The organism is Bifidobacterium scaligerum (assembly GCF_002802865.1).
GTDB lineage: Bacteria > Actinomycetota > Actinomycetes > Actinomycetales > Bifidobacteriaceae > Bifidobacterium > Bifidobacterium scaligerum.
Map to the genome: position 1 here is coordinate 344,591 of NZ_PGLQ01000002.1, position 12,261 is coordinate 356,851.

Annotated in this window: 8 protein-coding genes and 1 riboswitch; of the genes, 3 read left to right on the top strand and 5 right to left on the bottom strand. The window is 60.1% G+C overall.

What is annotated here, in order from left to right:
• Positions 1 to 194 precede the first annotated feature (194 nt).
• Positions 195 to 263: riboswitch (SAM riboswitch) on the top strand.
• Positions 259 to 1,482 (top strand): methionine adenosyltransferase, encoded by a 1,224-nt coding sequence (gene metK / locus CUU80_RS04560; protein ID WP_100496170.1) that lies wholly within the window; start codon positions 259 to 261, stop codon positions 1,480 to 1,482. It overlaps the preceding riboswitch by 5 nt.
• Positions 1,483 to 1,561: 79 nt before the next feature.
• Here metK and guaD read toward each other — a convergent pair whose 3' ends face one another.
• The 4 genes from guaD to ileS form a co-directional block, all read right to left on the bottom strand.
• On the bottom strand, positions 1,562 to 2,944 hold the full coding sequence (gene guaD, locus CUU80_RS04565) for a guanine deaminase (protein ID WP_100496171.1): 1,383 nt from the start codon (positions 2,942 to 2,944) through the stop codon (positions 1,562 to 1,564).
• A gap of 113 nt (positions 2,945 to 3,057) precedes the next feature.
• Positions 3,058 to 4,467, bottom strand: coding sequence for an MFS transporter (locus tag CUU80_RS04570; protein WP_100496172.1), 1,410 nt, complete (start codon positions 4,465 to 4,467; stop codon positions 3,058 to 3,060).
• A gap of 59 nt (positions 4,468 to 4,526) precedes the next feature.
• Positions 4,527 to 5,483: a nucleoside hydrolase gene (locus tag CUU80_RS04575; protein ID WP_100496173.1), complete on the bottom strand. Its 957-nt coding sequence runs from the start codon at positions 5,481 to 5,483 to the stop codon at positions 4,527 to 4,529.
• A gap of 191 nt (positions 5,484 to 5,674) precedes the next feature.
• Positions 5,675 to 9,040: a mupirocin-resistant isoleucine--tRNA ligase gene (ileS, locus tag CUU80_RS04580; RefSeq protein ID WP_439329967.1), complete on the bottom strand. Its 3,366-nt coding sequence runs from the start codon at positions 9,038 to 9,040 to the stop codon at positions 5,675 to 5,677.
• Positions 9,041 to 9,542: 502 nt separating this feature from the next.
• On the opposite strand from ileS, the gene CUU80_RS04590 reads away from it, so the two are divergent.
• A complete protein-coding gene (locus CUU80_RS04590; RefSeq protein ID WP_100496175.1) occupies positions 9,543 to 10,247 on the top strand; it encodes an HAD family hydrolase in 705 nt (234 codons plus the stop codon).
• 180 nt (positions 10,248 to 10,427) lie between these two features.
• Positions 10,428 to 11,426, top strand: a complete 999-nt coding sequence (fmt, locus tag CUU80_RS04595; RefSeq protein WP_100496176.1) for a methionyl-tRNA formyltransferase — start codon at positions 10,428 to 10,430, stop codon at positions 11,424 to 11,426.
• Positions 11,427 to 11,633: 207 nt separating this feature from the next.
• Here the strand turns inward: fmt and gmk are convergent, their stop codons facing one another.
• Positions 11,634 to 12,230 (bottom strand): guanylate kinase, encoded by a 597-nt coding sequence (gmk, locus tag CUU80_RS04600; protein ID WP_100496177.1) that lies wholly within the window; start codon positions 12,228 to 12,230, stop codon positions 11,634 to 11,636.
• Positions 12,231 to 12,261 lie beyond the last annotated feature (31 nt).

The following is a 12,261-nucleotide window of genomic DNA, read 5'->3' on the forward strand; positions in this document are numbered from 1 at the left end:
CGCCGCTTTCGACTGTGGCCAACCACAGACACGAATCGCAGACGTGAATAAGAGAAGGGCTCGCGCCACCGCGCTGGTTGGCACGGGCCCTTCTCTCGTATCCGCTTGACCCGCCGCCCCGCTCACACCGGGCATGCAACAGTTTTCATAATTGAATATCGCGATAACTGAACAATCACACACCATAACCAATACGTATCATTGTGCTTCGTGCCCGATTCGGCGCGGGGCGATAAGTCCTGACACGAAAGGGATGATATGACAGAAGAAAAGCGGCTTATCTCAGCCGAATCCGTTACCGAAGGCCACCCGGACAAGGTCTGCGACCAGATTTCCGATGCCATTCTTGACGACCTGCTGGCCCAAGACCCCACCAGCCATGTGGCTGTGGAGACCTCAGCCGCTACCGGCGTATTCCTGGTCTTTGGCGAGGTCACGTCCGAAGGCTACTGCGACGTGCAGTCCAAAGTCCGTGAGACCTTGCGCAATATTGGCTACACTTCCTCTGAAGTCGGCTTGGATGCCGACTCCTGCGGCGTTATCGTGGCGATCACCGAGCAGAGCGCCGAAATCAATCAGGGCGTAAGCCGCCTGAATGCCGAAGAAGAATCCGCTGCCAGCCGCGAACAACGCTATGAGGCGCAAGGCGCCGGCGATCAGGGTGTGATGTTCGGCTATGCCACCGCCGAGACGCCCTCACTGATGCCGTTGCCGATTTATTTGACCCATCGCCTCGCCTTCCGTCTGACCGAAGTACGCAAGTCCGGCGAAGTGCCTCACCTGCGCCCGGATGGCAAAACCCAGGTGACCATCGAGTACGACGAGCACGACAATCCCGTACGTTTGGATACTGTGCTGATCTCCACCCAGCATGACCCCGAGGCGACTCACGCATGGCTTGAGGCTCAGCTCAAGGAGCATGTGATCGACCCGGTACTCAAGGAAGTGCTTGGTGACAAGGTGCCTTATGAGGGCTACCGTCAGCTGGTCAACCCCACCGGTTCGTTTATCCTTGGCGGCCCCGCTGCCGACGCCGGTCTGACCGGCCGCAAAATCATCGTGGATACCTACGGCGGTGCCGCACATCACGGCGGCGGCGCATTCTCCGGTAAGGATCCCTCCAAGGTGGACCGTTCCGCCGCCTACGCCACCCGCTGGGTCGCCAAGAACATCGTGGCCGCCGGTTTGGCGCGCAAGGCCGAAGTGCAGGTGGCCTATGCCATCGGCGTGGCCGATCCGGTATCCATCAATGTGGAGACGTTCGGCACCGAGCGCGACGGCGTGACTCGCGGCCAGATCGCCGCCGCGGTGCGCAAGGTGTTTGATCTCCGCCCTGCAGCCATCATCGACGAGCTCGACCTCAAGCGCCCGATCTACCTGAAGACCGCCGCTTATGGTCACTTCGGCCGTACCGATGTTCAGTTCCCGTGGGAGCGTACCAATAAGGTCGAGGAACTCAAGGCTGCGATTGCCGCAGAGTAATTTCAGCCGGCACCAACAATAAAGGGCTTCCTGCTTCGTATGGCAGGAAGCCCTATTGCTTATGCTAGGCGAGCATCTCTCAGCGAGCGCCGTTCTCCTTATTGACTACTTTGCGCCCCTGCACCCAGACAGTGCGAACATTCTCCGGCACAGCCAGATTCATGATCTTCTGGAAGATGTCCGAAGCCGGCTCGTTCGGCTCAAAGATAGGCAGCCGAGCACCCGGATGCCGTGTATCAACCACTTGGGCGTCCCAAGCATATCCGGCTTCCAATCGTCCGATCGGCAGCCCCAGCGATTCTCCGCCGCCGGCGGTGGCCAGATAGAACGCGTTGCTCAGTGTCAGGGCACTGCCTTCCACACCACGCTCCTGCGCCGCCAAATCACGGTTCACGCCGGTTTCCAACATGCGTGAGGAAATCATCGCCTGACGAATCGCACCATACAGGTCCGGGTTATAGCCGCCGGAGATATCGCTGCCCAACGCCACATGCATGCCTGCCGCCAAGTAGCGCCGAATCGGTGCCACCGCACCGGCGAAGAACGCATTGGACAGCGGGCAGTGCACGGCGATCGCACCGGTTTCAGCGAACACACGCATATCCTCTTCGCTGGGATATACGCTGTGCGCCAGAATGCTACGGTCGGTGAACAGTCCGAACTCGCGCAGCATATGCGTGTCGCTTCTGCCGTAACGCTCGTAGGCGTAGCCATGCTCCCAGTCGCTTTCGCTGCAATGGGTTTGAATGTAGGCGTAGGTCTTGTATCGTTCGGCCAGTTCACCCAGTCCACGCAACGCCTCGTCGGTGCAGCTCGGAATGAATCGCGGAGTGATGACCGGGTAGACGCCCTGAACGCTGTGTTCGTTCAGTTTGGCGACTTCGTTGATGAATCGTTCGGTCTCCTCGATGGCAGCCTGAGCGGAGGCATCACGGTAATACTCCGGATTCGCCTCCGGATCGTCCATCACCACTTTGCCCACCAAGGCACGTTGACCGAGCCGCTCAGCCCCCTGAGCCAACACCAACGAACCATTGCGATGCACGGTTGCGTAATAGGATGCCGTGGTGGTGCCGGTGGAGAGCATGCGAGTCACCAAATCCTCATACACCGTGTGAGCGAAGGACTCATCGGCGAACTTGGATTCCGTAGGGAAGGTGTATTTGCCGAGCCAAACCTCCAACGGTTCATCCAGACCGGTGCCGTCCTGCGCCCACTGCGGCGCATGGACATGAAGGTCGATGAAACCAGGCAGCAGGTAGGACCCGTCTGCGATGGACTGATACGTTCCATTCGCCTGCGCTTGGGCCTTTTCGCTCTGATAGCATTCATCACCGGGCTCAAGCACGGATTGAATCACACCGTGCTCATCAATCACAAACAGCGCATGTTCGAAATATCGAACTTCATCACGGGTTTTCGACGTGAATCCCGATCCTTCGATAGCCAGCGATATCGTCATCGGCAATCTCCTTTGGTACGTTGGCATGTTGGCAATAAACAAGAAGGCTCGCAGCCAACTGGAAAACCGGTGGAGTAGCGAGCCTTGACGAGCAAACCGAACTGTATCGAGTATCAGTTCTGGCTGTAGATCTTCTTGCGGAAGAGCAGGAACACGATCAGGCCAAGCAGCATCACGCCACCGCCGATCAGCAGCAGGTTGGCGTAGCCGGCGGCCGCACCGGTGGCACCGGTGATGCTGGAGCCGGCCAGCGACTGCGAGCCCATCAGACCGCCGATGACGGTGATGCCGATGGATGCGGTGACGTTCATCACCAGATCATTCATGCCCACGCCGCGGCCGGACTCCTCCTGCGGCAACGTATCGATCACGGTGGAGACCACCGGAGAGTACAACAGACCGACACCGCAGTAGAACAGGCATGCGGTGAGCGTCAGCGCTAGGAAGCCGGCGTTGACGGCAAGAGCGGCGGCCACGAAACCGGCGATCATCAGGCATGCCGCGGTGATCAGTGCCGGCTGACGGCCGATCTTGCCGATGATCCAGCCGGAGGAGGTACCGACCACGGCCGCGCATACGAATGCCCACACGATGTAGGTGGACACCTGTGCGGTGGTCATGCCGTAGACGGACGTGCCGATGGCGTTGAACAGCGGGGAGATGCAGTAGTTGGTGAAGTAGAACACCAGAATCAGGCTGATGGCAGCAAGCCAACGGGTGTTCTTGAAGAACTCCGGAGTGATGAACGGGTTGGCGGCCTTGTGGATGTACACGGCGAAGATGGCGAACAGGGCCACGGCCACGGCCAGCATCCACCAAGCCATGTAGGAGAAGAACAAGGTGAGGAAGGCGCTGGCCAGACCGAAGATGGTGAAGCCGATCCAGTCAACATGCTCGTTACCGCCCTGACGGCCCGGCAGGTTCTTCAGCAACGTCGGCAGGAAGAAGATGGTCACCACGGGGATGAGGAACAGATACTGCCATGCGATCGAGCTCAGGATGCCGGCCGCGAACACGCCGATGGAGGCGGACAGCTGGTAGGCGGCGGTGTACAGGCCGAAGAATACGACCTTAAGCGACGGCTTCAAATACTTGGTGGCAATGACCAGGAACACGGAGCCTGCCACCTGCTCGCCGGCGGTCTGCAGAACGCGGGCGATGATGACGGTCCAGATGTTCGCGGTGAAGAAGAAGTTCGCCACGAAACCGAACACGGAACCGACCAGCAGGGTCACCAAACCGGCGACGACCAGACGCTTCAGGGAGACGAAATCACCGAGGGAACCGTAGATGAAGCAGACGATGCCGAGCACCAGCGAGGGGAACGCGGTGATCAGCGAAGCCTGGGCCGGAGCGCCGACGTCTTCACCCACCTGGCTGAACACCAGATTGAAGCCCTGCAGACACAGGGTGCCGAGGATGAAGGTGATCAGCAGCAGAATCAGGGCCTTGATGGCCATCTTGTTGCTGGTTTCCGGATCGGTCCAAGGATCGGCAACCGTGGTTGAAGTGGTTTGTGTCATTATTTGTTTTCCTTTATTGCTTTCTCTCTTTTGGGGAAGACTGAGTCAGACCGGCTCTCTTACGCGTTCTTGGCGAGCGCGGTGATGCGGGTCATGAATTCGTTGAGGAAGCGCGGTACATCGACATCGATGGCGGCCTTCATGGTTTTAACCGGGTCGTTCATGCGCGTGTTGTCGCCGATGGTGCGTCCGCGGGTCGGGCCTTCGACATCCACCTTCATGTTGATGGGCAGCGCGGTGATCAGCGTCGGGTCCACGGCCACGCCCACGGCGAGCGGGTCATGCAGTCCGCAGCCGCCCAGATGCGGGGATGTGGTTTCGTAGGCCTTGATGTAATAGTCGGTCATATCGGCGAGGAACTTGCCGGCCTTGGTGTTCAGGTCACGCCAGATCTGGGTTTCCTTGTACGTCAGCAGGGTCTGCAGCGTAACGTCGAGGCCGACCATCGTGGCGGGGGCGCCAGAGCGGAACAGGTAATCGGCGGCTTCGGGATCCTGGGAGATGTTGGCTTCTTCCCAACCGTTCACGTTGCCGCAGACGGTCAGGGCACCGCCCATCAGCACGATCTTGCCGATCTCGTCCTTGATTTCCGGAGCCTTCTTCAAGGCTGCGGCAATGTTCGTCATCGGGCCGGTGGGCACGTAGGTCAGATCCTTGCCGTAGGTTTTCACCGCGTCGATGATGAAGTCCACTGCGGATTCGGTTTCCGGTTCCCGATTGGAGTCGGGGATCTCCACGTCACCAATGCCGTTCTTGCCGTGGATGAGAGCCGAGATATCGAGCACTTCAAAGGAATCGGTGGTGCTGGAGTGCGGGATGCCCTTGTAGACCTTGACTTCCGGGTGCCCCAGCAGATCGGTGATGGCCAGAGCGTTGCGCACACCCTGATCGAGCAGCACGTTGCCGTACGTGCCGGTGATACCGATGAGTTCGACTTCCGGGCTGCCGAGCGCGTAGGAGATGGCGAGGGCGTCATCCACACCGGTGTCAAGATCGAGAATCAGTTTCTGAGCCATAGGAGTGCCTTTCCCGTGCTGTCATCATGGTCGGATGGCCATTGATTTACCTCGTTAATAGTAACGGGGCGATGTACAGCGGGAAGGTTCCGGGCGTGGCACAGCATGTTAATGACGGATAAACGCAGGAAGCCTAGCCGCCCATACGGATATGGGAGCTAGGCTTCCTACGTAGCGCGAGGCTATATTATTCAGGCCTTCTGCACCTCGACGGCAAGCTCGTCGCCGGCCTTGATGTCGAGGGAGGTGGCGAGCGTTTCGTGGGCGATGAGGTCCTTGAACTGCTCGGCCTTGGCCACATCGGCGGCCGGCACGGTGAGTGTCAAGGCGATGCGGTCGGAAATCTCCAGACCGGCGTCCTTACGGGCGTCCTGCACAGCGCGAATGGCGTCACGGGCGTAGCCTTCAGCCACCAGATCGTCGGTCAGGGCGGTGTCGAGAATCACGAAGCCACCGGTCGGCAGTGCGGCGGAGACGGAAGCCGCGGCTTCAGCAGCGTTCTCCTCTTCCACACGGTTGATGAGCTCGTACTCGCCAGCTTCCAGTGCGACTTCGCCGTTCGGGGTTTCCACCACCGGAGCGCCGGAGGCATCCACATGCCACGCACCGGTCTTGGAAGCCTTGATGGCGAACTGCACCTGCTTGCCAAGACGCGGACCTGCGGCACGAGCGTTGACCTTCAACTGGTGCACGATCTTCAGACCCTGAGAGCCGGCGTCCTCCATCGTGCAGAACTCGATATCCTTCACGTTGAGCTCGGACTTCAACACCTCGACGTACGCCTTGACGTCGTCCACGTCCTCGACCACCACGGTGAGCTTGGACAGCGGCTGGCGCACGCGAATCTGGGAGGCCTTGCGCAGGGACAGGGTGCCGGAGACGACCTCACGCACCTTCTCCATGGCATTGACCAGCTTCGGATCATCGACCAGCACACGGCCCAGTTCGGTGGTCTCACCGGTCTTCTCGTCCGTGACATACGGCCAGTCGGCAAGATGCACGGATTCGCCGCCCGTCAGTCCTCGCCACACAGACTCGGCTTCCATCGGGGCGAGCGGGGCCAGCACGCGCATGAACACCTCAAGCACGGTGTACAGGGTGTTGAAGGCGTTGGCGTCCTCGTTCCAGAAGCGGTCACGGGTGTTGCGAATGTACCAGTTGGTCAGCACGTCGATGAAGTCGGAGGCAGCATCGCAGGCGTCGGAAATGGCGAACTCGTCGAGGGACTTCTCCACTTTCTCCACCAGTCGGCGGGTGCGGGCCAGCAGGTAGCGGTCCATCTCCGGCAGGTTCGCGACCTCGTCGGCGGTGAGCTGACGAGCATCGAATCCCTTGCCGCCGTTGGCCGCGTTGGCGTACAGCGTGAAGAAGTAATAGGAGCTCCACACCGGCAGCATGACCTGACGAACCGTGTCACGGATGCCTTCGGCGGTGACGATCAGGTTGCCGCCGCGCAGAATCGGCGAAGACATGAGGAACCAGCGCATGGCGTCAGAGCCGTACTGGTCGAACACACCGTTCACATCCGGGTAGTTGCGCAGGTGCTTGGACATCTTCTGGCCGTCGGAGCCGAGCACGATGCCGTGGCAGATCACGTTCTTAAAGGCCGGACGGTCGAACAGGGCAGTGGCCATGACGTGCAGCAGGTAGAACCAGCCGCGGGTCTGGCCGATGTATTCGACGATGTAGTCGGCCGGGAAGTGCTGTTCGAACTTCTCCTTGTTCTCAAACGGATAATGGAACTGCGCGAAGGACATGGAGCCAGACTCAAACCAGCAGTCGAGCACATCCGGAATGCGGCGCATCGTGGACTTGCCGGTCGGATCATCCGGGTTCGGGCGGGTCAGGTTGTCGATCCACGGACGGTGCATGTTGATGTTGCCGTCCTTGTCGCGCGGGTAGTCGCCGAAGTCGTTCTTCAGCTCTTCGAGCGAACCGTAGACGTCCACACGCGGGTATTTCGGATCGTCGGAGACCCACACCGGAATCGGAGAGCCCCAGAAGCGGTTGCGGGAGATGGACCAGTCGCGGGCGTTGGCCAGCCACTTGCCGAACTGGCCATCCTTCACGTTCTCCGGAATCCAGTTGATCTGCTGGTTGAGTTCCAGCAGGCGCGGCTTGATCTTGGTCACGGACACGAACCAAGAGCTCACCGGCTTGTAGATCAGCGGGGTGGCGCAACGCCAGCAGTGCGGGTAGGAGTGCACGTAGCTCTTCTCCTGGAAGAGGATGGCGCGCTTGTCCTCGTCGATCTGGGCGAGCGGGCCGTCGCCGGCACGCAGGTTCCTGAGGATCGGCAGGTTGGCGTCGAATACGAACATGCCTTCGTATTCCGGGCACTGGGAGGTGAAGCGGCAGCCGGCGTCGAGCACGTCCGTGCTCTTGATGCCCTTGGCGTTGAGCGTGTTCATATCGTCTTCGCCGTAGGGGGCCTGATGGACCAGGCCGGTACCTTCGACGGTGTCCACGTAGTCGGCGGTGAAGATGGTGTAGCCGTTCGGGCCGGGCACATTGCCCTCGGTCTCGGCCTTCTCGCCCGCGAAGTACGGGAAGACGGGCCAGTAGCGGCGGCCGGCCAGCTCGGAGCCCTTGAGCTCGCGCACGACCTCATAGTTCTCGCCGAGTTCCTTGGTGTAATGGGCCAGCAGGTCCTTGCCGAGGTAGAACTTCTTGCCGGCGAACTTGCCTTCGGTGGGCTGGACTTCCACGTAATCGATGTCGGCGCCGACCACGATGGCGAAGTTCGTGGGCACGGTCCACGGGGTGGTGGTCCAGAAGACGGCGTAGGCGTCTTCATCGCGCAGCTTGACGGCCACGGAAACGGTGGTGTCCTGACGATCCTGGTAGACGTCGGCGTCCATGCGAAGCTCATGGGCGGACAGCGGCGTGCGATCCTTCGGGCAGTACGGCAGCACGCGGTAACCCTGATAGGCCAGGCCCTTGTCGTACAGCTGCTTGAAGGCCCACATCACGGATTCCATGTACGGGATGTTCAGGGTCTTGTAGCCGTGCTCGAAGTCCACCCAACGGGCCTGACGGTGCACGTAGTCCTGCCATTCACGGGTGTACTTCAACACGGATGCGCGGCAGGCGTCGTTGAACTTGTCGATGCCCATCTTCTCGATCTGGTCGACCGAGTCGATGCCGAGTTCCTTCTGAGCCTCAAGCTCGGCCGGCAGACCGTGGGTATCCCAACCGAACACGCGATTGACCTTGCGGCCCTTCATGGTCTGGTAGCGCGGAATCACATCCTTGGCGTAGCCGGTCAGCAGATGGCCGTAGTGCGGCAGGCCATTGGCGAACGGCGGGCCATCGAAGAACACGAACTCGTTCTGGGAGTGATCACCGGAAGGGTTGCGCTCCACGGACTTCTGGAAGGTGTCATCCTTGTCCCAGTAGTCCAGAACGGTCTGCTCCATGTTGGGGAAGCTGGGGTTCGGCGCCACGTTCGCGGTTTCGCCGCCCTCGTTCGCCTTGGGATATACGTTTTCGCTCACCGTAAATCTCCTGTATTGTTTGCATTCGCTGGTCCTGCGGCAGCGACGCAACAGTTCCATTCCGGGAGATTCGTTTCGGGTAATCCGTTCGCAAGCAGTATGAGCCGTCGCAAAATGGCGGCCGATACCTCGCAGCCGGAAAACCGTTCACGTTTCCTTACCGGAACGACTGCATTCGTCGTTCCCGCTACGAGGACGATGAGGACGTCTGTTTTCCGCCCACACCGCGGTACCACCTCGCTTGCCGCAACGCATTCGACCGATTCGAAACCCACAGCAGTGATTTCCGAGCCGGCTGTCTGCGCGCAACCGCTTGCGTTCGGCTGTTTCGGGCCGATCCCGTCGGTTCTACTGGGCGGCTTGTTGCAGCTGTTGATATGATGCTGCGCTCACGCCACCGTTCTTCCGAAGGCTCCCCGCTGATAACGGATCACTGCCTTGACTTCGGTTGCACATCCTAGCACGGCGTAGTGCCAAACCGTTCTGTTCGGGCCAATCGTCGTCGATGCATGAAACGATGGACTCGCATGATTATCGGCGGGTGTTATTCAAGGAGGCTGTTATGAAAGGCTGGCCCGGAGAACCGGATATGGATTATGACGTGCTGGTGGCGGATGGCGAAGCGGCCGTCAACGCCGGCAAGCCGATCACCGACGTGATTTTCGATTTTGGCAATGTGCTCATTTATTGGGATCCCGCAGCGGTACTCGTACCCCGATACAGCAAAACCACCATCGATGAGTTTCTGGACAACGACATCTCCGGCTTCTATGATGTCAACGACCTGATGGACGCCGGCATGGCACCGGAAGAAGCCATTGCGATCATGCGCCGGGACAAGGGAGACAAGTGGGCCGACATCCTCGCCTACTATATCGACAACTTCCGTGATTCACTGACCGGTATCGTGCCCGGAGCCCGCGTACTGGTCAACGATCTCAAGGCCGCCGGCGTCGGCGTTTGGGGACTGAGCAACTGGGAGGCCAGCCTGTTCCATGTCGCCGAAGAGCAGTGCGACATTATCCAGCAACTCGACGGCAAACTGGTTTCAGGCTTCGTCAAATTGCGCAAGCCGCACAAGGAGATCTATGAGGCGGCTCTTCACCAGTTCGGCATCAAGGCGGACGGCGCATTGTTCATCGACGACAAGGCCATGAACATTGTGGGATCCAACGCCGCCGGCATTCGCGGCGTACGCTTCCGGGATCCGGTCAAGCTGCGCGAGCTGCTTATCGCCAACGGGGTGGATATTCCCGCCGTGCAGTGATCATGCAGTGACCAAGCAATGACTGCAACGGTGACACTGTTTGCGGCGTACGCCTCGCAGACAACGTCACTGTCGCAGTATCACTGTCCATCTCAATCCCATGTATTCATGGCATATTCGCGGCGTTCCGTCACCGCGCGGAACGCTCTCATATCCGTAAAGTATCTGTAAAGGAGATTCATGCTCAGACTCGTATTCGCCGGCACGCCCGACGTGGCCGTGCCATCGTTGCAGGCGTTCGCCGCGGATCCGCGTTTCGATGTGGTCAGTGTCATCACCCGCCCTGATGCACCTACCGGTCGCGGTCGTAAACTCACCGCCAGCCCGGTCAAAGCGGCGGCATTGGAGCTCGGAGTGCCGGTTATCGATCTCAAACCCCGCTCCCCCGAGTTTCTAGAGGCGCTGCACGCACTGCACGCGGATATCGCCGCAGTGATCGCCTATGGCAACATTCTGCCGAAAACCGTGCTGGATGCAGTGCCGATGGGCTGGTACAACCTGCATTTCTCCAACTTGCCCAAGTGGCGTGGTGCCGCCCCGGCCCAACGAGCCATCTGGGCCGGCGATGCCACAACCGGTGCCGACGTGTTCAAGGTGGGCGAAGGTTTGGACGATGGCCCAATCGTGGCTTCAATGACCATTGATCTCAACGGTCGGGAAACCTCCGGCGAGTTGTTGGAGCGTTTGGCTCGTGAAGGCGCGCCAATGTACGTGGAGGCTTTGGCGTCTGTGGGAGATGGCACGGCTACGCTGACACCGCAGCCAGCGGAGGGCTTGGAATACGCCCATAAGATCACCGTGGAAGACGCCCGTATCGATTGGACGGATTCCGTTGAGGCGATCGATCGTCAGATTCGCGCCTGTGCACCTCATCCCGGCGCGTGGACCGCACTGTATGCCGATGGCATCGGTACCGCCGATGGCGGCTCTGACACTGATACCGACGCCAAGCCGCCGGTGTTGCATGTACTTTCCGCACAGCCGGCGGATGTGACCAATCCTCAGACGCCTGAAAGTCTGCTCCCCGGTGCAATCAAAACAGGCAAGAAGAACGTCTGGGTGGGCACCGGTACTACGGCATTGGAGCTCACCCAAGTCAAGGCACCCGGTAAAAAAGCCATGCGCGCCGCCGACTGGGCTCGCGGCGCCCGCCTGTCCACCGCGGCTTGTGTGCGGTAGTACAGCAGCGACGCGGAGACAGCACGGCGATCTGTACCGTGCCCCATGCGACTCTGCAGACCGTGCGTTACCGTGACAATGCGCTGTACATACCGTGAAGGCGGGAGTCGGACTCACACTGCACTATTGCAGTAGTTTGAGTCCGGCTCCCGCCTTCATCGTATTCATCGCATCATCGGACGCGTTACTGCCGCCCGTACGCGATGGTCACGATTGCAGACCGTATTCCTCGGCGATAACAGACCACAGTTCGTCGGCGGCACGTTCGACAGTATCGTTGACGATCGTCACATCGAACTCGGATTCAGCGGCGAGCTCCACCTTGGCGGTTTCCAGACGGCGAGCTTGCTGTTCGGGGGTTTCGGTGCCACGCCCGGTCAGGCGGCGCTTGAGTTCTTCAAAGCTCGGCGGGGCGATGAACACATACACCACTTCCAAATCGAGTTCGCTGGCCCGCTGGCGTACGCGACGGGCCCCCTGCAGATCGATTTCCAGAATGGTGGGGATTCCGGCGGCCAAGTGTTCCTCCACCGGCTTCAACGGCGTACCGTAATGCGCCATGCCATGTACCACCGCGGTTTCCAGGAACTCCCCCGCCGCTTCTTTGCGCAGGAATTCCTCTTCGCTCAGGAACCAGTAGTTCACACCGTTCACTTCGCCAGGACGGGCCGCACGGGTGGTGGCGGACACGGACACCCATACTTCAGGGTGATCGGCGCGCAGTTTGGCTTCCACCGTACCCTTGCCCACGGCAGTGGGACCGGACAGAACGATAAGACGACCAGCGTGAGTGTGCTCAGTCATGGCTTCCTTTCACATTGTCGGCGATTTGTGG

Bases quoted from the DNA above. Each gene is read 5' to 3' on its own strand.
- metK (WP_100496170.1), top strand. From the start codon at position 259: ATGACAGAAGAAAAGCGGCTTATCTCAGCCGAATCCGTTACCGAAGGC.
- guaD (WP_100496171.1), bottom strand. From the start codon at position 2,944: ATGACGATATCGCTGGCTATCGAAGGATCGGGATTCACGTCGAAAACC.
- CUU80_RS04570 (WP_100496172.1), bottom strand. From the start codon at position 4,467: ATGACACAAACCACTTCAACCACGGTTGCCGATCCTTGGACCGATCCG.
- CUU80_RS04575 (WP_100496173.1), bottom strand. From the start codon at position 5,483: ATGGCTCAGAAACTGATTCTCGATCTTGACACCGGTGTGGATGACGCC.
- ileS (WP_439329967.1), bottom strand. From the start codon at position 9,040: ATGGAACTGTTGCGTCGCTGCCGCAGGACCAGCGAATGCAAACAATAC.
- CUU80_RS04590 (WP_100496175.1), top strand. From the start codon at position 9,543: ATGAAAGGCTGGCCCGGAGAACCGGATATGGATTATGACGTGCTGGTG.
- fmt (WP_100496176.1), top strand. From the start codon at position 10,428: ATGCTCAGACTCGTATTCGCCGGCACGCCCGACGTGGCCGTGCCATCG.
- gmk (WP_100496177.1), bottom strand. From the start codon at position 12,230: ATGACTGAGCACACTCACGCTGGTCGTCTTATCGTTCTGTCCGGTCCC.